The organism is Corynebacterium matruchotii (assembly GCF_011612265.2).
Lineage (GTDB): Bacteria > Actinomycetota > Actinomycetes > Mycobacteriales > Mycobacteriaceae > Corynebacterium > Corynebacterium matruchotii.
This window is the reverse complement of record NZ_CP050134.2, coordinates 1,392,498-1,413,963: the sequence shown is the minus strand read 5'-3', so window position 1 is coordinate 1,413,963 and position 21,466 is coordinate 1,392,498. Positions and strand designations below refer to the sequence as shown.

Sequence of the window (21,466 nt, the reverse complement as noted above, 5' to 3'; positions counted from 1 at the left end):
CACAACCAAAACCTTACAAGCTAAACCTTACCATCCAACCGCTCCTGCGCACGTCGCAAAGCACGCACCGCCCGAACCTGCAACCGATCCGCCTGCCGCACCGCCCGCCGAGCAGCCCGCCCCGACAACACCTGCGCATCCGCATACGCAGCCTGCGCCTGCTCCTGCGCCGCAACCGCAGCCCGAACCACCCGCTTACCAGCAACCCGCGAATTCGCCTGAGCCGCCTGCAACCAATCCTCCCGATTATCCCCCACATACTGAACCACCCGGCCCGAAGCATCCCCCAACCAATCCGCAGCCTGCGACACCATCGACTCCGACTCAGCCCGCGACGGCAACGCCTGACGCACCCGCCACCCCAAACCCGGCTTCCCCCCAGTATCCATACTCGTAATAACCAACCCACCCAACAACGCCACCGACGTCAAAAACCCCTGACGCCGCGCAACCTTCTCCTCTACATCCTGCGTCTCCCAAAACGCATGACGCGCCACAATAGTCGGCACACTCAACAACGCCAACACCCCAGCAGACAACCGCGGACACCGCCCCAACCCCAACAACGACCCCGCACCAACCTTCAACCCCCCAACAACCCGAACCAACAACTCCGGATCCTGCGGCAACTTCTGATACGTCGACCGCGACACAATCGACCGCACATGCCGCAACACCGCCTCAGCCCCCTCCACATGAGCCTGCGTATTCAACACCATATCCGCACCATCAGCAACATACACCGACGCCACCATCGGACGCGCAACCTTACGAATCACCACAAACACTCCCAACAAAAACGGAACAAAACTTACCCCCTACATGCTACCCAAAAACCCCACCTACCACTTACGCTCCCACCACGACCCCAAACTACCCCGCTCCGCCCCCAACGTCGTCGACGCCCCATGCCCAGGCCACACCACCGCATCATCCGAAAACCGATCAAACAACCGCGACGACACATCCGAAAACAACAACTCAAAATCCGCAACCGACCCAGTCTTCCCCAACCCACCCGGAAACAAACTATCCCCCACAAACAAATTCGGAACCCCACCCAACTCCGCCACCACACACACCCCACCAGCAGTATGACCCCGCAACACCACCACCGGCAACTCCACCCCGCAAAACTCAATCACATCCCCATCACTTAACTTCACATCCACCCCACACGGCAACTCCGGCGCATCCAACGCCGACGCATAATGCACCGCCCCTGTCGCCGCCAACACCTCACCCAACGCCCGCACATGATCCCAATGTGCATGCGTCGTCACCACCTTCGTAATCCGCACCCCACACTCCGCAGCCAACCCCAACAACCGCGGCGCATCATCCGCCGCATCAATAAGCAACCCCTCACCTTTGCAAAACAATAAGTAGCAATTATTATCCATATCCGACACTGAAACACGCTTCAAATCCATAACCCCAACCCTACAGAACAGGACCCAACGTGGCAGACCGGCTCATCGTCCGCGGCGCAAAAGAACACAACCTCAAAAACATCAACATCAACATCCCCCGCAACGCCCTCACCGTCTTCACCGGACTCTCCGGATCCGGAAAATCCTCCCTCGCCTTCGACACCATCTTCGCCGAAGGCCAACGCCGCTACGTTGAATCCCTCTCCTCCTACGCCCGCCAATTCCTCGGCCAAATGGACAAACCCGACGTCGAATTCATCGAAGGACTCTCACCCGCAGTCTCCATCGACCAAAAATCCACCAACCGCAACCCCCGATCCACCGTCGGAACCATCACCGAAATCTACGACTACCTCCGCCTCCTCTACGCCCGCGCCGGGACCCCGCACTGTCCCACATGCGACGCCATCATCGACCGGCAAACCCCCCAACAGATTGTCGACCAGGTGTTAGAAATGGAGGCTGGGTTGCGGTTCCAGGTGTTGGCGCCGGTGGTGCGCACCCGCAAGGGCGAATTCGTGGAACTGTTTGCCGACCTGGCCGCCCAAGGCTATGCGCGGGCCCGAGTCGATGGGAAAACCTACCAGCTTACCGACCCGCCAACCCTGAAAAAGCAGGTCAAGCACGACATTGATGTGATAGTGGATCGGCTGACCGTCAAACCCACCCAAAAGCAGCGTCTCACCGACTCCATTGAGACCGCCCTGCGGCTCGCCGATGGGGTAGTGGTGCTCGACTTTGTTTCACTTGCCGACGACCACCCGCACCGGGTGCGCCGTTTCAGCGAAAAACTCGCCTGCCCCAACGGCCACGCCCTCGGAATCGACGAGTTGGAACCCCGCTCGTTCTCCTTTAACTCTCCCTACGGGGCGTGCCCCACCTGCGATGGGTTGGGTATGCGCCAAGAAATCGACATTGACCTGGTGATCCCGGACCCCAGCGCCCCCGCGCTCACGTCGGTGCAGCCCTGGTATTCCAGCCCCAACTCCAAATATTTCTCCCAACTCATTGCCGGCCTGGGCGCCACCATGGGTTTCGACCCGCAAACCCCCTACAACCAGTTGCCTGAAGAAGCGCAACATGCGCTCATCCACGGCAGCGACGATGTGGTGACCGTCCACTACAAAAACCGGTACGGGCGGGTGCGGAACTGGTCGGCCCCCTTTGAAGGCGTGCTGGGGTACATGAACCGGAAGATCGAAACCTCGGAGTCCCAAACGCAGAAGGATCGCCTCTTGGGGTACACCCGGGAGGTGGCGTGCCCCGCCTGCCAGGGGGCCAGGCTCCGGCCGGAGATCCTGGCGGTGCGCATGGCATCTGAGCATCACGGGGATTTGTCCATCGCCGGCCTGGCCGAGCTGAGCGTTGCCGAGGCCGCGGAATTCTTAAGTGGCCTGGTATTAGGGCCGCGCGAACAGCTCATTGCTGGGGCGGTGCTGAAGGAGATTCAGGCCCGGCTGCAATTTTTAATTGATGTGGGGCTCACCTATTTGACGCTCAACCGGGCGGCCGGGACCCTGTCTGGTGGGGAGGCGCAGCGGATTCGGCTCGCCACCCAGATCGGCTCAGGTTTGGCGGGGGTGCTCTATGTGCTCGACGAACCATCCATTGGGCTGCACCAGCGGGATAACCAGCGGCTCATCGCCACCCTGGAACGGTTGCGGGACATTGGTAACACGCTGATCGTGGTGGAGCACGACGAAGACACCATTAAGGCGGCGGACTGGTTGGTCGACATTGGGCCGCAGGCCGGCGAATACGGTGGGGAAGTGGTGTACCAGGGGGAACCGGCAGGGATAGGGGAGTGCGAGAAGTCGCTCACCGGCGCGTATCTTGCGGGCCGTCGGAAATTGGGGGTGCCGAACCAGCGGCGCCCCATCGACCCGGATCGGAAACTCACGGTGGTGGGGGCCAGGGAAAATAACCTGAAGGGTATTGATGTGGACATTCCCCTGGGCGTGCTGGTGTGCGTGACCGGGGTGTCCGGGTCGGGCAAATCCACGGTGGTCAACCAGATTCTCGCGCGCACGCTGGCAAATAAGCTCAACCGGGCCCGGCAGGTGCCGGGTCGGGCGGTGCGGGTGGATGGGGTGGAACACCTCGACAAGTTGGTGCAGGTAGACCAGTCGCCGATTGGGCGGACCCCCCGGTCAAACCCCGCAACCTACACCGGGGTATTCGACAAGATTCGGGGACTGTTTGCGGAAACCACCGAGGCCAAAGTGCGGGGCTATAAGCCCGGCCGGTTCTCCTTCAACGTGAAGGGCGGCCGGTGCGAGGCCTGCCAAGGCGATGGAACCTTGAAGATAGAAATGAATTTCCTCCCCGACGTGTATGTGCCCTGCGAGGTGTGCCACGGGGCCCGATATAATCGGGAAACCCTGGAGGTGCGTTACAAGGGCAAAAATATTGCCGAAGTGTTGGAGATGCCGATTGCGGAGGCTGTGGAGTTTTTCCAACCCATCACTGCCATCCACCGGTATTTGCACACCCTGACCGAGGTGGGGTTGGGCTATGTGCGGTTGGGGCAGGCGGCCACCACCCTATCCGGTGGGGAGGCGCAGCGGGTCAAGCTGGCTGCGGAACTACAGAAACGCTCCAATGGTCGCACCATCTATATTTTGGACGAGCCGACAACCGGCCTGCATTTTGAAGACATTCGGAAGCTCATGCTGGTCATCCAGTCGCTGGTGGATAAGGGCAACTCCGTGATTATCATTGAGCACAATTTAGATGTGATTAAGGCGGCGGACTGGATTATCGACATGGGGCCCGAAGGCGGTGCCGGCGGTGGTGAGATCGTCGCCGCCGGCACGCCTGAAGAAGTAGCTCAAGTGGCCGGCTCATACACCGGCGCCTTCTTGGCCCCCTTACTGGCGTAGCCGACGGCGATACCGATCAAAATAATGCCGGAGAGGATAAACGCGGCGATGCGCGGCACCCCCTGGATTGCCTGCATGTCGAAAAAGATGAGTTTCGTAATCACGCCAATGCTTAAAAACATGCCGACGCTCAACGACGTGTGCCGCCAGATCGCCAACCAAGCAGCCAACAGCAACCATGCCACCGACACAATGGCATGGCCCGCATAAAACCCCACCTCGGAAGGCATGAGAGTGCTGGTGATGAGCAGCACTACAATCATCGAAAACGCCAGCCCGATAACGGCAAGCACTGCGGGTATGGGCCGCGGCAGCTGAAGAACCTGCTTATAGCGGTAGACGGTGACCCCCAACATAATGACGATCGCCCAACACACCATGGGGTGCGGACTCCCCAACACAATGGGCCGGTTGAGAATGGCCGCCACCAGCAGGCCGCGAACCAAATATAGGCCAATGAGGGTCCAAAGCCCCCACAGAATCTCGCGGTAGTCAATCCGGTGCAGGAACCAAATGGTGATGGCGAACGCCACGAAATAACCGGCCTGCACCAGGGAAAAATAGCTGTGGAAGGATAGGAAATTCACGGCAATAAGCCCCCATGGGACAGGGTTGGCGCGCTCCAGGCAGGCCCATAGGATGAAAATGCCGAAAACCAGCAGGAAATATATCTGATGGGTGCCCGGGAAAAACATCACCGGGTAAAGGCTGATGGTGATGAGCCAATGGCCACGCAGCACGATGGTGACAAGCATCGCCCCCAGCAGGAAGAAACACGAATTACCGGTGTCGCCGACGGCCGCACCAGCAAAGATCAGGATCCCGGCAACCGCTTGGGCGTTTGGCCAGGTTGGGCGTCGATAAGCGGTCAGAAGAAGCAGCAGACCCGGCAGGCTATACGGAAACACGTGAGGGGTAAGGCCAGCGCGGCTGATATGCCACCCGAGCAGAATGAAACTCACAATCGCAACGGTTATAGCGACACCCTCCTGCGCCAACCACCGGTTCCCCAGACCATACGCGGCGACGATCACCCCCAGCACCGCAGACGCAACAACCGGCGGGCACATATCAAAAATATAGCCAACGCTAATGGCGGTGGCGCCAAGAGTCAGAAGAGAGGTGACATATACCGAACCCACGGCGGCGGAATGCAACTGACGACGCCGCAAAACCGGGGTGGTCGCCAACAAAGCGATGCCCAACAAGGTTGCAAGCACAACCCGGATGGTGGGGGTGAGCCACCCATTTTTAATACCCCAAGCAACAAGGAACGCCACACCAATAAACGTGATGAGCGCTCCAAAACTGGCCCATAAGCGAATAATAATATTCTCATTAGTCCACCACGGTTCAGATTGAATTTGCGCTTGTTGCGTATCCGGCGGCTTCGACTCCATTGATGGTTGTAGGACGTCAGTCTCACTAAATTTGGGAAGATCCATCAGACTAGTCTGATGTTTATCAGAATTATCTTGGGTTATGCCCCTTATCTTAGCCGCAGACTTGTTTGGGGGTACCTACTGTGTTATAGTTAACCCACTACCGCCCAACGCAAGTGGAGATCTTCCCACCTCAAGCTTCGGTAAAGAGGTCAAGGTATCAGGTCTCCCGTTTGCTCTTGAAGAAGCAAACGGGTTTTTCGTATGTCACGGGAATCGCTAGCGAATAACGGTAGATCACATAATCCACTTTGCTACTTGAGGAGTTCCCATCAGCGCTGAAGCTCGCATTAATGAGCGAATCCGAGTACCCGAGGTTCGACTTGTTGGACCTAATGGGGAGCAGGTTGGCATCGTGCATATTGAAGATGCACGCAAACTTGCTTACGACGCCGACCTTGACCTCGTTGAGGTCGCCCCCAACGCCAAGCCGCCGGTTTGCAAGATCATGGACTATGGCAAGTTCAAATACGAACAGGCTCAAAAGGCTCGTGAAGCTCGCAAAAATCAGCAGCAAACTGTGGTCAAGGAGCAAAAATTCCGTCCCAAGATCGACGATCACGATTACGAGACAAAAAAGAGCAATGTGATCCGCTTCCTCGAAAAAGGGTCCAAAGTAAAAGTCACCATCATGTTCCGGGGCCGGGAGCAGTCCCGACCGGAGCTCGGTACCCGGCTTTTAGACCGACTGGCAGAGGATGTTGCCGATTACGGCATTGTGGAATCGAAGCCCAAACAAGATGGTCGCAATATGACCATGGTCTTCGGCCCAGTGCGCAAAGGCAAAAAGTAGAGACCTAAAAGTTAGAAGGACGTTTAATCCCATGAAGCAGAAAACCCACAAGGGCACCGCTAAGCGGATCAAGACCACTGGTTCCGGCAAACTACGCCGCGAGCGGGCTAATCGACGCCACCTCCTAGAAGGAAAGCCGTCGAAACGCACCCGTCGCCTGAAGGGAACGACGGATGTAGCCCCAGCCGACACCAAGCGCGTCAAGCGTCTCCTGGGCAAGGCTTAATCCACCACATAATCTATTGCTGTAAGGAAAGTTGTAAACAATGGCACGTGTTAAGCGCTCAGTAAACGCCAAGAAGAAACGTCGCGAGATTCTCAAGTCAGCCAAGGGCTACCGGGGACAGCGTTCCCGCCTATACCGCAAGGCCAAGGAACAATGGCTGCACTCCATGACCTACTCCTACCGTGACCGCCGGGCCCGTAAATCGGAATTCCGCAAACTGTGGATCACCCGCATCAACGCTGCCGCCCGCATGAACGGTATCACCTACAACCGGTTGATCCAAGGCCTGCGGCTGGCCGAAATTGAAGTAGACCGGAAGATCCTGGCCGACCTTGCGGTGAACGACTTCGCTGCGTTCTCCGTGATCTGCGAGGCCGCCAAGGCCGCGCTACCGGCAGACGTGAACGCCCCCAAGGCTGCCTAAAACATTCTGACTCCACCGCTTCCCAGAAGGAAAGTGGTGGAGTTTTTGCTACCTGCTACCATAATGTGAATGAGCAGCCTGGACTTCACTGAAGCGTTTACCGAACGCACCCCCCGCATCGTCAAAGCAGCAAAGCTACATCGGACAGCGGTCAGAAGAAAAGAGGGGAGATTCATCGTTGAAGGCTCCAACTCCGTGGAGGCCGCTGTTGCTACGGGTTCCGCCACCGATGTGTTTATAACCGCGGAGGCGGCAAAGCGGTTTGCGGATATTGTGGTGGCTGCGGGCCATATGCAGGTGTTTGTACACCCGATTACTACGGGGGCGGCCCGGTCGTTGGCGGATACTGCGACGGCGCCGGGGATTTTTGCGGTGTGCCGTCCGGTGTTGTGGCGGGTGGGGGAGGCGTTGGGTCGTAGTCCCCGGTTGGTAACTGTGGCGGTGGGGACGAATGATCCGGGGAATGCGGGGACGTTGGTGCGGGTTTCTGATGCTTTGGGGGCGGATGCGGTGATTTTTGCGGGGGATACGGTGGATCCGCAGTCTTCGAAGGCGGTGCGGGCTTCGGCGGGGTCGGTGTTTCATGTGCCGGTGGCGCGGTCGCGGGATGTGGGGGAGGTGCTGCGCCTGTTGAAAGGTCGGGGGTTGCAGTTGATGGCGACCGCGGCTGATGGTGAGGTGGATTTGGGCACGGCTAATGAGCTCCTGGCCCGACCTACTGCCTGGTTGTTTGGCAATGAGGCGCATGGGTTGGGGCCGGAGCTTATGGAGTTGGCCGATCACCGGGTAGCGATTCCCATTAAGGGTTCGGCGGAGTCGTTGAATTTGGCTACCGCGGCGTCTATTTGTTTGTGGGAGTCATCGAAATGAATCCGTAGTAGGCGAGTGCCCATTCCCGCATTCCTTTGCGGATGAGCGGGTTTTTATTGTGGTAGATGGGCCCGCCTCGGGTGAATTGCCAGCCGACTCGCCCGGTGGCGGGGTCTTTGATGGCGTGGCCGTTGTGCCAGTGTTTGGCGGGGTTGTCGTCGTTTTGGGCGTTGTGGGGGCCGCAGAGGGGCACACAGTTGGTGAGGGTGGTGGGCCCGCCATTGGTCCAAGCTTTGAGGTGGTGGCCCTGACTGGAGATTGCCGGATAGCTGCAATCGGGGTGCATGCAGCACAGGTATTCAGCGGTGCTGATGAATTTTTGCCAGGGGCTGAAGCTTCGTTGTTTGTCCCGGCCGCCACCGTCGGGGTTGCGGCGCCGGCAGAGGTAGGAGGTGGCGACGGTGGGGACGCCGTTTTCGTCTAGTGCGGTGACGATAACGTAGCCGTAGTCGCTGAGTTGTTCGTTGACTAGTTCTTTGAGGGGGCGGGTGGAGCCGTTGGTGAAGGCGACGGTGCCGTCCGCGAAGTAGGTGGCGTCCGCCTGGAGCGGGAAGAGGAAGCAGGGGGTGTTGGTGGGGCTGCTGTCGGCGCTGGGGGCGGTGACCCGGTTGATGAGCGCGTGGGTGAGGGCTTCCGCATAGCCGAGGTTGGGGTTGAGCCGCCGGAGTTTTTTGGCGTCTGTGTCGAGGATGGCGCTGACTTTTTTGGCTTCGTGGTAGGGCATGGCGGCGTGGATATGGCCCATGCCGTCAGCGTCGGCTTGTTTGGATATACCGGTTGCGGCTTTCCGTGGCGCGCGCCCACTGTTGACTTCGAGCACCCGGGTGTTGACGTAGAGGTGCAGCTCGTCGACGGTGCAGGTGGCGGCGTGGTGAATGAATTCTTGCCGCAGTGCCTGCTTGTCGACGAGGTTAGCGCTGGCCTTATTCGCGGCCTTGGCCACCACCTGGAGCTGGCTGACGGATAGCTGTTTCTCGGCAGCGAGCATGAGGAGTTTGGCGGTGAATTGGTGGCCCAACCAGATATAAAGGTCTGCTTCTTTTTGGGTGATGCGGAAATCCCGGGCGATTTGGTGCTTTTTCAGGCCTTGACGACGCACATGCGCAACAAGTGCGGCACCGCTGCGTTGTGCGGTGCAGTAGGCGTCGTAAAGCGTTTCCATGCTTTATACCCTAGTAAAGCCTGAAGAAAGAAGAAATGTGATTTTGATCAAAATCACCCCCATTTATGATCTTGGTGGTTTGCAAACTAGTCGCTATTATGGATGAGTTACATTTTTATCGATTTACCAAGGAGAATCCGTGTCCGAGCTGACCGAAGCTGTGGAGGCCGCGCGGCAAGCCTTTGCTGCTGCGACTAACCTCGAAGAATTGGCTGTCGCCCGCAGGGAACATTTGGGTGATGATGCGCCTATCTCACAGGCACGGCGTGCGTTGGGGTCGTTGCCGAAGAATGAGCGGAAGGATGCTGGACGGCTTGTCAATCAGGCGCGGGGCGAGGCGGAGAAGGCGTACGCCACCGCTAAGACCGCCCTGGAGGAGAAGCGGAACGCCGAGGTTTTGATTGCTGAGCGGGTGGATGTTACCGTGCCTACCACCCGACGGCAGGTGGGGGCGCTGCACCCGATCACGACGTTGTTGGAGACGATCACGGATATTTTTGTTTCCATGGGCTATGAGGTGGCGGATGGTCCAGAGGTGGAGGCGGAGTATTTCAATTTCGATTCCTTGAATTTTGTGCCGGATCACCCGGCGCGCACCTTGCAGGACACGTTCCATGTTTCTCACGAGGGGTCGCGGCAGGTGTTGCGGACACACACGTCGCCGGTGCAGATGCGCACTATGCTGTCGCAGGATCTGCCGATTTATGTGGTTGCCCCGGGTCGGGTATTCCGCACCGACGAGTTGGATGCCACGCACACGCCGGTGTTTCACCAGGTGGAGGGCCTAGCGGTGGCTGAGGGGTTGACGATGGCGCATTTGCGGGGCACGCTTGACCATTTAGCAAAAGCGTTGTTTGGTGCGGAGACTCGTACCCGGATGCGCGCTAATTATTTCCCGTTCACGGAGCCGTCTGCCGAGGTGGATGTGTGGTTCCCGCAGAAGAAAGGTGGGGCTGGCTGGATTGAATGGGGTGGTTGCGGCATGGTGAACCCGAATGTGCTGCGTGCTGCGGGCATTGATCCGGCGGTCTATACCGGGTTTGCGTTTGGTATTGGGGTGGATCGGACGTTGCAATTCCGCAATGGGCTGAATGACATGCGGGACATGGTGGAGGGCGATATTCGTTTCACTGCACCTTTCGGAATCCAGGCATAAAGGAGATATTGGGATAATGCTTATTACTCAGAGTTGGGTTCAGAGTTTGCTTCCGGATTTCGCTGGTGTGACTCCGGCGGAGTTGGATGCCATGTATGTGCAGGTGGGGTTTGAGACCGAAGGATACGAGTCGATTCCGGAAACCACCGGCCCACTGGTGTTGGGCCGGGTGGTCGCCATCGAGGAGTTGACGGAGTTTAAGAAGCCGATCCGCTACTGCCAGGTGTTGGTGGGGCCGGATCAGGTGCAGAATATTATTTGTGGCGCCCAGAATTTTTCGGTGGGCGACATTGTGGTGGTGGCGTTGCCGGGGACGGTGCTGCCTGGTGGTTTCGAGATTTCGGCGCGGCAGACGTATGGTCGCGTGTCGGAGGGCATGATTTGCTCCGCGGCGGAGTTGGGACTCACCACCAGGTCGTCAGGTATTCTCACGTTGGATTCGGGGGAGCCGGGTGCAGATGCCCGGGAGGTATTGGGCCTGGATGACACGGTTTTTGACGTGAATATCACCCCGGATCGTGGCTATGCGTTGTCGGCTCGGGGGTTGTCTCGGGAATTGGCGTCCGGGTTTGGGCTGTCGGCGGTCTACCAGGATCCGGCTTTGGCGGAGTTTCCGCAGGTGCCGCAGCCAACATCGAAGCTTATCGGCGTGGAGTTGCGACCGGAGACCAAGGCGAAGCGGTTTGGGTTGCGTCGGGTAAGTGGCATTGATCCTAAGGCCACGACGCCGTGGTGGTTGCAGCGGGAGTTGTTACTTTCCGGCCAGCAGCCGGTGAATCCGGCGACGGATGTGACGAATTATGTGATGTTGGCGTTGGGTCAGCCGATGCATGCGTTTGATGCCGAGAAGATCAGCGGTGATTTGGTGGTGCGGTTGGCCCGGCAAGGTGAGCAGCTGGAAACCCTGGACCATGTTGTGCGCAAGCTAGATCCTGAAGATGTGGTGATTTGCGACGATGCCGGCATCCAGTCGTTGGCGGCTGTGATGGGGGGCGTGTCGTCGGAGATTTCTGCTGATACCACGGAAGTGTATTTTGAGGCCGCTACGTGGGATCCTATTGTGACGGCCCGGTCGTCACGGCGTCATAAGTTGAGTTCGGAGGCGTCGCGGCGGTTTGAGCGGGGCGTGGATCCAGCATTGGTGGAGGTCGCCTTGGATATGGCCTGCGCCTTGTTGCAGGATATTGCGGGTGGCACCATTTCCACGGGCCGCACCGTGGTGGGGGAGGTGCCGGTGATGCCCACGATTCGGATGGCGGTGTCGCGTCCGGGCCAGATTGCCGGGGTGGATTATGCTCCGGAGACGGTGGTCGGTCGGCTGCGCGAGGTGGGGTGCAAGGTTACGGAGCATGATGGCATGTTGGATGTGGTTCCGCCGACGTGGCGCCCGGATTTGACCGAGGATGCGGACCTGGTGGAGGAGGTGCTGCGCCTGGAGGGGTTGGCGGATATTCCCGCGATTGTGCCGACCGTGTCGGCGGGTAAGGGGTTGACTCCGGCCCAGAAGCGGCGGCGGGCCATTGGGCATGCGTTGGCTTATGGCGGTTATGTGGAGATTTTGCCGACCCCGTTTATTCGGCAGGACACGTTTGATACGTGGGGGTTGGCAGCCGAGGATGAGCGTCGTAACGCGGTGGCGGTGCGCAACCCGTTGGATGCGGATTACGCCATTGTGGGCACAACGTTATTGCCGTCCATGCTGGAGGCCGTGGCGCGGAATGTGGCGCGGGGCATGACGAATTTGTCGTTGTTTGGCCAACAGCAGGTGTCGGTGGTGCAGGGCGCGGGAATGTCGCCGATGCTGTCGGTGGCGCAGCGGCCGTCGGATGCGGAGATCGCTGGGTTGTTGTCGACATTGCCGTACCAGCCGTTGCATGTGGCGACCGTGGGCACCGGTTTGATTGAGTTTTCAGGCCCGTGGGGTGAGGGCCGGGAGTATTCGTATGCGGATGCGATCGAGTCGGCGAAGCTGGTGGCGCGGGCTGCCGGGGTGTCGTTGACGGTGGAAAATGCGGAGTATTTGCCGTGGCATCCAGGCCGGTGTGCCGCATTGTTGGTGGATGGTGTCGTGGTGGGGCATGCCGGTGAGCTGCATCCGCAGGTTGTGGAGCGGTTGGGTCTGCCGAAGCGCACGTGCGCCATGGAGCTCAATGTGTCGGCGTTGCCGCTCACGCAGGTGTTGCCGGCGCCGGTGCTGTCGGCGTTTCCGGCGGTGAAGCAGGATTTGGCGTTGGTGGTGCCGGAGGATGTGCCGGCCGAGACGGTGCGGCAGACCATTATTGCTGGTGGCGGCGACCTGTTGGAAACCGTGGAGCTTTTCGACGTGTACCGCTCGGCAGGGTTGGGGGCCGACGTGAAATCGTTGGCCTTTGCCCTGGTGTTCCGGGCCCCAGATCGGACCTTGACAGATGAGGAGTGCTCGGTGGGCCGGCTAGCTGCCGCGGAGTTGGCAGCGAAACGGTTCGGCGCCCACATGCGTGCATAAATTGCAAGTTTCCGAATAATTGCTATGCTGGGTGCATGACAATTAACGTAGCCGTCGCCGGAGCCTCCGGCTATGCTGGCAGCGAAATTCTCCGCCTGATTTCCGCGCACCCAGACGTGGAGATCGGCGCGCTGACCGGCGCCACCACCGCGGGCCAGTCCGTGGCCGAGCTCATGCCGCATTTGGTGAGCTTGGCGGACCGCACGATTGAGCCCACCACCACGGATATTTTAGCCGGCCATGATGTGGTTTTCTTGGGGTTGCCGCACGGGCATTCCGCCGAAATCGCCCGAAATTTGGGTGATGATGTGCTGGTGATTGACTGTGCCGCCGATTTCCGGTTAACGGATTCCCATGATTGGGAAAAATTTTATGGCGGGGAACACGCCGGCAGCTGGCCTTATGGGTTGCCGGAACTTCCTGGTCAGCGCAGTAAACTACGGGGGGCGAACCGGATTGCGGTGCCTGGTTGTTTCCCTACCGGCGCGACCTTAGCCATGTTGCCGGCGGTGGTGCATGATTTGGTGCACCCGGATCTGCAATTTGTGTCCATTACGGGCACCTCGGGTGCGGGGAAGAAAGCCAGCGTGGGCCTATTGGGTTCGGAGGTGATGGGTAACCTGCGGGCCTATAATACCGCTGGTAAACACCGCCATAACCCGGAGATTCGCCAAAACCTGGGCGCGTATTCGACGGTGCCGGTGACGGTGAGTTTCACCCCGGTGCTGGCACCGCTGTCGCGGGGCATCCTGACCACGGCCACGGCGCCGTTGGTTGCCGGGGTGACCGCGGAACAGGCCTATGCCACCTATGCGGAATTTTATGCAGACGAGCAATTTGTATCGGTGTTGCCGGGGGATCAGCAGCCGCAAACCAAGAGCGTGGTGGGGGCGAACATGTGTCAGCTCCAGGTGGAGGTCGACGAAGCCGCCGGCCGCCTGGTGGTGGTGAGCGCCATCGACAACCTGGTCAAAGGTACTGCCGGCGCCGCGGTGCAGTGCATGAATATTGCGTTGGGGCTGGATGAGGCTGCCGGTTTGACCGTGAACGGGGTGGCACCATGATTCCAGGTTTCGTTGCCGCGGCGGTGACCGCGGGCATTAAACCATCGGGGAAGCCGGACATGGCGCTGGTGGTCAATACCGGACCGGAGTTTGTTGCGGCCGGCGTGTTTACCCGGAACCGGGTGGTGGCCTCACCGGTGAAGCTGACCCGGAAGGCCGTGGCTGATGGCCGGCTTGTGGCGGTGGTTTATAATTCCGGCAACGCCAACGCCTGCAACGGGGCGCAGGGGGATGCGGACGCCGCTGCCGTGGTGCGGCGGGTGGCGGATGCCATTGGTTGCGAGGCGGCGGATGTGGCCGCATGCTCCACCGGGCTCATCGGGGAGCAGCTGCCCCTGGACCTGATGCTCGATGCGGTCGACCCGCTGGTTGCCGGCCTGGGGGATCACGCTGATGCGGCGGCGGAAGCCATCATGACCACGGATACGGTGCGGAAAACCACCCTGGTGACGCACGCCGGCGGCTGGTCGTTGGCCGGCATGGGGAAGGGGGTAGGGATGATGGCCCCGTCACTCGCCACAATGCTGGTGTGCCTCACCACCGATGCGTCGATCACCCCGGACATGGCGGATGCCGCGCTGCGGCAGGCCACCGCGGTCACCTTTGACCGCCTGGACATTGACGGGTCTACCTCCACAAACGACACCGTGTTATTGCTGGCGTCGGGGGCGTCGGGGATCACCCCAACCCAGCAGGAATTAGACGAGGCGGTTCGGGAGGCCTGTGCGGATTTGGCGCAGCAGATGCAGGCGGATGCCGAGGGCGTGACCAAGCGGGTCGCCGTCACCGTTACCGGCACCACCACCGATGACATGGCGCTGAATGCTGCCCGGACGATCGCGCGGGATAATCTGTTTCAGTGCGCCATGTTCGGTTCGGATCCCAACTGGGGTCGCACCCTTGCCGCGGTGGGCATGGCTGATGCTGATATGGATCCGGAAAAAATCTCGGTGTATTTCAATAATCAAGCCGTGTGCATTGACTCGTGCGGAACCCCGGGGGCGCGGGACGTGGACCTGACCGGTGTGGATATTGATGTGGTGGTGGACCTAGGCACCGGCGGCCCCGGCCAAGCCACGATTCGAACGACTGATCTGTCATTAGGCTACGTCGAATTCAATTCCGCCTATTCTACCTAGGAAAGAAGCGATCATAATGAGGTATATGACCCCTCAAAAACGTGCACAAGTTCTGGTGGAAGCGTTGCCTTGGCTCCAGCATCTCAACAATAAGATCGTGGTAGTGAAGTACGGCGGCAATGCCATGATCGACAATGAGCTCAAGGCCGCCTTCGCCGCAGACATGGCGTTCCTGCGCACCGTCGGCGTGAAACCCGTGGTGGTGCACGGCGGCGGACCCCAAATCACCGCCATGCTGGACCGGTTAGGCCTCGAAGGGGAATTCAAGGGCGGTTTCCGGGTCACCACGCCGGAGGTCATGGAGGTTGTTCGCATGGTGCTATTCGGCCAGGTTGGCCGCGACCTGGTGGGGCTCATTAATAATCATGGCCCCTACGCGGTGGGCACCTCTGGGGAGGACGCCGGCCTGTTTCAGGCGGAAAAACGCCTGGTGGAGGTCGATGGGAAGCTCACCGACATCGGCCTGGTGGGCGAGATCGTAAATGTGGACGCCAGCAGCCTCATGGACATCATTGATGCCGGACGCATTCCCGTGGTCTCCACCATTGCCCCCGGCTTCGACGACGGCGAGGTGTATAACATCAACGCGGATACCGCCGCCGGTGCCCTGGCGGTTGCCCTGGGTGCCGAGCGGCTCCTGATCCTCACCGATGTTGAGGGGTTGTACGCCAATTGGCCGGACAGGACTTCGCTCATTTCCCAAACCTCCGTGAGCGAGCTGGCGGAGTTATTGCCACAGCTCGACACCGGAATGATTCCGAAAATGGAGTCCTGTCTGCGGGCGGTGGAGCATGGGGTTCGGGCGGCCCACGTGATTGACGGCCGGGTGGGTCATTCCGTGCTGCTGGAACTGCTTACCGCCGGCGGTATCGGCACCATGGTGGTGCCGGACGACGTGGTGGCCGACCCCGCCAGCCCCACGATTTATCGCAACGAAGGAGACGAATAATGCCAACCTGGCCTGACGTAATAATGAACACCTATGGCACCCCGGCCATCACCCTGGTCAGCGGTGCCGGTGCCGAGGTCACCGACTCCGAGGGGCGAACCCATATCGACCTGTTGGCGGGCATTGCGGTGAACGCCTTGGGGCACGGTCATCCGGCAGTAGTGCAGGCGGTATCCGAACAGATTGCCACCCTGGGGCATGTTTCCAACCTGTACGCCTCCCAGCCGGTCATTGATGTGGCTGCTGGTCTCATCGACCGGTTTGGCGACCCGGATGCCCGGGTGTTTTTCTGCAATTCCGGTACCGAGGCCAACGAGGCTGCGTTCAAAATCGCCCGTGCCACCGGCCGGAGTCGAATCCTTGCCGCTGAGCATGGGTTCCACGGTCGCACCATGGGGGCGCTGGCCCTCACTGGCCAGCCCGACAAGCGGAAAAAATTCGAGCCCATGCCCGCGGGCGTCGAATACTACACCTACGGCGACATTGAGAGCTTCCCACCGCTTGACGACGACGTGGCCGCCATCTTCCTGGAGCCCATTCAGGGCGAAACCGGCGTGGTACCCGCCCCCGATGGGTTCCTCGCCCAGGTGCGCCAGTTGTGCGACGAGCATGGCATCCTCATGATCTGCGACGAGGTGCAGACCGGGGTTGGTCGCACCGGTGAGTTCTTCGCTTTCCAACACGACAATGTTCGCCCCGACGTGGTCACCATGGCCAAGGGGCTCGGTGGTGGCCTCCCAATGGGGGCATGCATCGCCGCAGGCCAGGCCGCCAAGCTCTTCCAACCTGGGGACCACGGCTGTACCTTTGGTGGCAATCCGGTGACCTGTGCCGCTGCCCGAGTGGTCCTGGATGTCGTCGATAAGCAATTCCTGGCGGAGGTCACGCGCAAAGGGGAGCTGCTGCGTCAAGAACTACTCAAATTACCCCAGGTCGAGTCGGTGCGGGGTCGGGGATTGATGCTTGGGGTAGTGCTGCGGGAGCCCGTCGCAAAGCAAGCCGTGGCCGAGGCGCCGAATTACGGAATTCTCATGAATGCCCCGCAACCTCATGTAGTGCGACTCACACCACCGCTTATTATTAGTGATGACCAGATCACCCAAGCGGTAGCACGCTTCGCTGACCTTCTTAAAGGAGTTTCCCACGATGACTACTAATGTGCGGCATTTTCTCGCCGACGACCACCTCACCCCCGCCGAACAGGCCGAAGTGCTCACCATGGCCGCGGAGCTCAAGCATGCGCGATTTGCCTCACAGCCGTTGAAAGGGCCGCAATCTGTGGCGGTGCTCTTTGATAAAACCTCTACACGCACCCGATTTAGCTTTGCGACGGGCATCGCCGAGCTCGGCGGTAACGCCATCGTGGTCGAATCCGGCAAAACCCAAATGGGCAAAGGCGAGACCTACCAGGACACCGGGGCGCTCCTGTCGCGCATGGTATCGCTTATTGTGTGGCGCACCTTCGCCCATCAAAACCTGTGGGACATGGCCGAAACCTCGCAAGTGCCTATCATTAACGCGCTGTGCGATAGTTTCCACCCCTGTCAGGTGCTTGCCGACTTGCAAACTATTATCGAAAATTTATGCCCCAAACAGGGGCCTAGTGGGCTTCGGGGGCATAAAGCGGTATACCTGGGCGATGGTTGCAATAATATGGCCAATTCCTACATGTTGGGCTTCGCTACCGCGGGCCTGGACATCAGTATTATCGCTCCCGCCGATTTCCAACCGGAACCCTATTTTGTGGAACGAGCTCGCACTCGGGCCGCGGAAACCGGTGCTACCATTACCGTCACTAGTGACATTAACCAGGTAGCCGGTGCCGACGTGGTCATCACGGATACCTGGGTATCCATGGGCATGGAAAATGACGGTCTGGATCGGCGTACCCCATTCTTGCCCTACCAGGTAAACGATGAAATAATGAGTAAAGCTAATAAAAACGCCATCTTTATGCATTGTTTACCGGCATATCGTGGTAGTGAAGTCACTGCCTCGGTGATTGACGGCCCACAATCCGTAGTTTTCGACGAAGCCGAAAACCGGCTCCACGCCCAAAAGGCTTTGATGACGTGGCTACTGTGGAATCAGCCTAAACCAAATAAATAATCGAAGGAGCGCCCATGAGTCCCGTGAGCCCTGGACCAATCACTAGAACGGTCCGCCAAGCATTGATCTTGGAACTGCTCGAACAGAATCTAGTTTCCAGCCAAATGCAGCTCTCGGAACTGCTCAAAAACAAAGGCGTTGAAATCACCCAAGGAACCCTGTCTCGTGACCTCGACGAGCTCGGGGCCAAAAAAATTCGGCCGGACAGCGGCCGCGCATTCTATGCCGTCGGTAACACCGAAGAAACCCTTGCCCCCACCACCGTCGGCACCCGGGAAAAACTACGAAAAATGCTGGATGACCTGCTGGTATCCAGCGATCATTCCGGGAACATTGCGGTGTTGCGCACCCCGCCCGGGGCCGCGGCCTTCCTTGCTAGCTTTATTGATAGGGTCAGCATGGATGAAGTGGTGGGCACTATCGCCGGTGACGATACCGTGTTTGTCCTGGCCCGCGACCCATTGACGGGCAAGGAACTCGTCGACTTACTCAACGTTCGATAAGGAGAAAAATTACATTATGACCAACCGTGTAGTCCTCGCATATTCCGGTGGCCTCGACACCTCCGTTGCTATCCCATACCTGGCGAAAATGACCGGTGGTGAAGTCGTTGCTGTTTCCCTCGACCTGGGTCAGGGCGGCGAGGACATGGAATCCGTGCGCCAACGCGCCCTCGATTGTGGTGCCGTCGAAGCCGTCGTCATTGACGCCAAAGACGAATTCGCCAATAATTACTGCCTGCCCACTATTCGGGCCAACGGCATGTACATGAAGCAATACCCGCTGGTCTCCGCCATTTCCCGGCCGCTCATTGTGAAGCATTTGGTGCAGGCCGCCCAAGAGTTCGGCGGCACTCACGTCTCCCACGGCTGCACCGGCAAGGGCAACGATCAGGTCCGCTTCGAAGTCGGGTTCCGCAGCCTGGCCCCCGAGCTGGAAATCATTGCCCCCGCCCGCGACTACGCCTGGACCCGGGACAAGGCCATCGCCTTTGCTGAGGAAATCAACCTTCCTATCGAACAGTCGAAAAAGTCCCCATTTAGCATCGACCAAAACGTGTGGGGTCGTGCCGTGGAAACCGGTTTCCTCGAAGACCTGTGGAACCCGCCCACCAAGGACCTCTACGCATACACCGAGGACCCAGGGCTGGGCAATGCCCCCGACGAGCTCACGATTTCCTTTGAATCCGGCGTGCCCGTGGCCATCGACGGCCGGCCCGTCACCGTGCTCGAAGCCATCGAAGAGCTCAACCAGCGTGCCGGCGCTCAAGGCGTGGGCCGCCTCGACATGGTGGAAGACCGCCTGGTGGGCATTAAATCCCGCGAGGTGTACGAAGCCCCCGGGGCAATCACCCTGCTCATCGCCCATCAGGCCCTGGAAGACGTCACTGTGGAGCGCGAACTTGCCCGCTACAAGCGGCTTGTTGACGCCCGCTGGTCCGAAGAAGTCTACGATGGCCTGTGGTTCTCCCCGCTGAAACGCTCCCTGGACGCCTTCATCGACTCTACCCAAGAGCACGTGACCGGTGATATCCGCATGGTCCTCCATGCCGGTAGTGCGGTGGTAAACGGTCGGCGCTCCGATCACTCTCTCTATGACTTTAACCTGGCCACCTACGACACCGGTGACACCTTCGATCAAACCCTGGCCAAGGGCTTCGTGGAACTCCATGGCCTTTCCACCAAGATTTCGAACCGGCGGGACCGCGAAGCATAATCCTCATGGCACAGCAACACAAAACCAACCAAGGTGCATTATGGGGTGGCCGATTCGCCGGCGGCCCCAGCGACGCCATGTTCGCCCTGTCCGTATCCACCCATTTCGACTGGGTGCTTGCCCCCTACGATGTCCAGGCATCCAAGGCGCACGCCAAGGTCTTACACAAGGCGGGCCTGCTTTCCGACGCCGACCTGGACACCATGCTTGACGGCCTTGATCGTCTTGGTGAAAAAGTAGCCAGCGGCGATTTCGTCCCCCTGCCCACCGACGAAGACGTGCACGGTGCTTTGGAACGCGGCCTCATTGAGATTGTGGGCCCCGAGGTGGGCGGTCGGTTACGGGCCGGTCGTTCCCGAAACGACCAGGTGGCGACCCTTTTCCGCATGTGGGTGCGGGACGCTATCCGGGACATTGCGGTCGAGGTGACCGACCTGATTGCGGCCCTCAGCACTCAGGCTGCCAATCATCCGGGGGTTATCATGCCCGGGAAAACCCACTTTCAGGCGGCCCAGCCGATCCTGTTGGCCCATGCGTTGCTCGCGCACGCGCACCCGTTGTTGCGGGACATTGAACGGCTCCAAGACCTGGACAAACGCCTCGCGGTGAGCCCCTATGGGTCGGGGGCCTTGGCGGGATCCTCCCTGCACCTCGACCCGGAGGCAATCGCCGCCGAATTGGGGTTTGCCGAGGCTGCAGACAACTCCCTCGACGCCACCAGCTCCCGGGATTTCGCCGCCGAAACCGCATACGTGTTGGCCCAAATTGCGGTGGACATGTCTCGCCTCGCGGAAGAAATCATCGCCTGGTCCACCCCGGAATTTGGCTATGTGACCTTGGCAGATGCCTGGTCCACAGGATCATCAATCATGCCGCAAAAGAAAAACCCCGACGTGGCGGAACTCACCCGAGGCAAGACCGGTCGGCTCATCGGCAACCTGGCCGGGCTCATGGCCACCCTCAAGGCTATGCCATTGGCCTATAACCGGGACTTGCAGGAAGACAAAGAGCCCATCGTGGACTCGGTGACGCAGCTGCACCTGCTGTTGCCGGCCATGACCGGGTTGGTTGCCACTCTGGTGTTCCATCCGCGGCGAATGCTGGAACTGGCGCCGGCCGGCTACACGCTGGCCACGGACCTGGCCGAGTGGTTGGTTCGGGAAGGTGTGCCGTTCCGGGAAGCACACGAGGCGTCCGGTGCCTGTGTACGCATCGCTGAGGAACGCGGCGTGGGCCTTGACGAGCTCACGGACGAGGAACTGGCCAGCGCTCACAAGCAGCTGCATCCGGGGGTTCGGGAAGTGTTGACGGTTGCGGGTGCGGTGGCATCACGCACCACCCGGGGCGGGACCGCGCAGGTGCGAGTCGACGAGCAGCGGCACCGGGTAGACACGTTGACCGCTGACTATCGGGCATGGGCGCAAGGGGATTACGCATGAGCCTCGACCCCCAACTATTAGAAGTGCTGGCATGCCCCCAGGACCATGGGCCGCTCACTTATCTGGAAGACAAAAATGTGCTGGTCAACCCGCGACTCAAGATTGCCTACCCGATTATTGATGACATCCCCGTAATGCTTATCGACGAAGCTACCCCCTATTCCCTGGAGGACTAAC

20 protein-coding genes are annotated in these 21,466 nt (G+C 59.7%); 16 read left to right on the top strand and 4 right to left on the bottom strand.

The genetic code is table 11. The features are described 5' to 3' along the window. Positions 1–20: 20 nt before the first annotated feature. Positions 21–779, bottom strand: coding sequence for a DoxX family protein (locus HBA49_RS06415; protein ID WP_034996052.1), 759 nt, complete (start codon positions 777–779; stop codon positions 21–23). 63 nt (positions 780–842) lie between these two features. Then, the gene (locus tag HBA49_RS06410) at positions 843–1,433 is read right to left on the bottom strand and encodes an MBL fold metallo-hydrolase (protein WP_005527367.1); all 591 of its coding nucleotides are present in this window, start codon (positions 1,431–1,433) and stop codon (positions 843–845) included. 29 nt (positions 1,434–1,462) lie between these two features. Between HBA49_RS06410 and uvrA the strand changes: the two genes are divergently transcribed. Next, positions 1,463–4,315: an excinuclease ABC subunit UvrA gene (gene uvrA, locus HBA49_RS06405; protein ID WP_005526933.1), complete on the top strand. Its 2,853-nt coding sequence runs from the start codon at positions 1,463–1,465 to the stop codon at positions 4,313–4,315. On the opposite strand, the gene HBA49_RS06400 is transcribed toward uvrA, so the two are convergent. Next, positions 4,264–5,760: a DUF2339 domain-containing protein gene (locus HBA49_RS06400; RefSeq protein ID WP_081455700.1), complete on the bottom strand. Its 1,497-nt coding sequence runs from the start codon at positions 5,758–5,760 to the stop codon at positions 4,264–4,266. The two genes, uvrA and HBA49_RS06400, sit on opposite strands and share 52 nt — an antisense overlap. 268 nt (positions 5,761–6,028) lie before the next feature. On the opposite strand from HBA49_RS06400, the gene infC reads away from it, so the two are divergent. From infC to HBA49_RS06380, 4 genes are all read left to right on the top strand, one after another. Further along, positions 6,029–6,550 (top strand): translation initiation factor IF-3, encoded by a 522-nt coding sequence (infC, locus tag HBA49_RS06395; protein WP_081446640.1) that lies wholly within the window; start codon positions 6,029–6,031, stop codon positions 6,548–6,550. Positions 6,551–6,581: 31 nt separating this feature from the next. After that, positions 6,582–6,776 carry a 50S ribosomal protein L35 gene (gene rpmI / locus HBA49_RS06390; protein ID WP_005522947.1) on the top strand — a complete coding sequence of 65 codons (195 nt, stop codon included), beginning with the start codon at positions 6,582–6,584 and terminating at the stop codon, positions 6,774–6,776. A 40-nt stretch (positions 6,777–6,816) separates the two neighbouring features. Beyond that, positions 6,817–7,200 (top strand): 50S ribosomal protein L20, encoded by a 384-nt coding sequence (gene rplT, locus HBA49_RS06385; protein ID WP_005522946.1) that lies wholly within the window; start codon positions 6,817–6,819, stop codon positions 7,198–7,200. A gap of 69 nt (positions 7,201–7,269) precedes the next feature. Further along, on the top strand, positions 7,270–8,070 hold the full coding sequence (locus HBA49_RS06380; protein ID WP_005527043.1) for a TrmH family RNA methyltransferase: 801 nt from the start codon (positions 7,270–7,272) through the stop codon (positions 8,068–8,070). Here the strand turns inward: HBA49_RS06380 and HBA49_RS06375 are convergent. Beyond that, entirely contained in the window at positions 8,042–9,232 is a 1,191-nt protein-coding gene (locus tag HBA49_RS06375; protein WP_005527212.1) for an HNH endonuclease signature motif containing protein, read from the bottom strand. The two genes, HBA49_RS06380 and HBA49_RS06375, sit on opposite strands and share 29 nt — an antisense overlap. Positions 9,233–9,371: 139 nt before the next feature. Here HBA49_RS06375 and pheS point away from each other — a divergent pair, with 139 nt between their 5' ends. From pheS to HBA49_RS06320, 11 genes are read left to right on the top strand one after another with little or no spacing between them, the layout of a single operon-like run. Continuing rightward, positions 9,372–10,388 carry a phenylalanine--tRNA ligase subunit alpha gene (gene pheS / locus HBA49_RS06370; RefSeq protein WP_005522943.1) on the top strand — a complete coding sequence of 339 codons (1,017 nt, stop codon included), beginning with the start codon at positions 9,372–9,374 and terminating at the stop codon, positions 10,386–10,388. A gap of 16 nt (positions 10,389–10,404) precedes the next feature. Continuing rightward, positions 10,405–12,873 (top strand): phenylalanine--tRNA ligase subunit beta, encoded by a 2,469-nt coding sequence (pheT, locus tag HBA49_RS06365; protein WP_005527404.1) that lies wholly within the window; start codon positions 10,405–10,407, stop codon positions 12,871–12,873. 35 nt (positions 12,874–12,908) lie between these two features. After that, positions 12,909–13,937 (top strand): N-acetyl-gamma-glutamyl-phosphate reductase, encoded by a 1,029-nt coding sequence (gene argC, locus HBA49_RS06360; RefSeq protein WP_005527373.1) that lies wholly within the window; start codon positions 12,909–12,911, stop codon positions 13,935–13,937. Then, entirely contained in the window at positions 13,934–15,076 is a 1,143-nt protein-coding gene (argJ, locus tag HBA49_RS06355; RefSeq protein ID WP_005527220.1) for a bifunctional glutamate N-acetyltransferase/amino-acid acetyltransferase ArgJ, read from the top strand. Before argC ends, argJ begins: the two co-directional genes overlap by 4 nt. Positions 15,077–15,092: 16 nt before the next feature. Next, positions 15,093–16,025, top strand: a complete 933-nt coding sequence (gene argB, locus HBA49_RS06350; protein ID WP_005522933.1) for an acetylglutamate kinase — start codon at positions 15,093–15,095, stop codon at positions 16,023–16,025. Further along, positions 16,025–17,182, top strand: coding sequence for an acetylornithine transaminase (locus HBA49_RS06345; protein WP_005527249.1), 1,158 nt, complete (start codon positions 16,025–16,027; stop codon positions 17,180–17,182). The genes argB and HBA49_RS06345 overlap by 1 nt, the downstream gene beginning before the upstream one ends. Continuing rightward, a complete protein-coding gene (argF, locus tag HBA49_RS06340; protein WP_005527487.1) occupies positions 17,172–18,134 on the top strand; it encodes an ornithine carbamoyltransferase in 963 nt (320 codons plus the stop codon). Before HBA49_RS06345 ends, argF begins: the two co-directional genes overlap by 11 nt. Before the next feature lie 23 nt (positions 18,135–18,157). Beyond that, positions 18,158–18,637: an arginine repressor gene (locus tag HBA49_RS06335; RefSeq protein ID WP_172458875.1), complete on the top strand. Its 480-nt coding sequence runs from the start codon at positions 18,158–18,160 to the stop codon at positions 18,635–18,637. A gap of 16 nt (positions 18,638–18,653) precedes the next feature. Further along, positions 18,654–19,850 (top strand): argininosuccinate synthase, encoded by a 1,197-nt coding sequence (locus tag HBA49_RS06330; RefSeq protein WP_005522929.1) that lies wholly within the window; start codon positions 18,654–18,656, stop codon positions 19,848–19,850. A gap of 5 nt (positions 19,851–19,855) precedes the next feature. Next, on the top strand, positions 19,856–21,289 hold the full coding sequence (gene argH, locus HBA49_RS06325; RefSeq protein WP_005527065.1) for an argininosuccinate lyase: 1,434 nt from the start codon (positions 19,856–19,858) through the stop codon (positions 21,287–21,289). Then, complete coding sequence (locus HBA49_RS06320; protein WP_005527291.1) at positions 21,286–21,465, top strand: Trm112 family protein; 180 nt, start codon at positions 21,286–21,288, stop codon at positions 21,463–21,465. Before argH ends, HBA49_RS06320 begins: the two co-directional genes overlap by 4 nt. Position 21,466 lies beyond the last annotated feature (1 nt).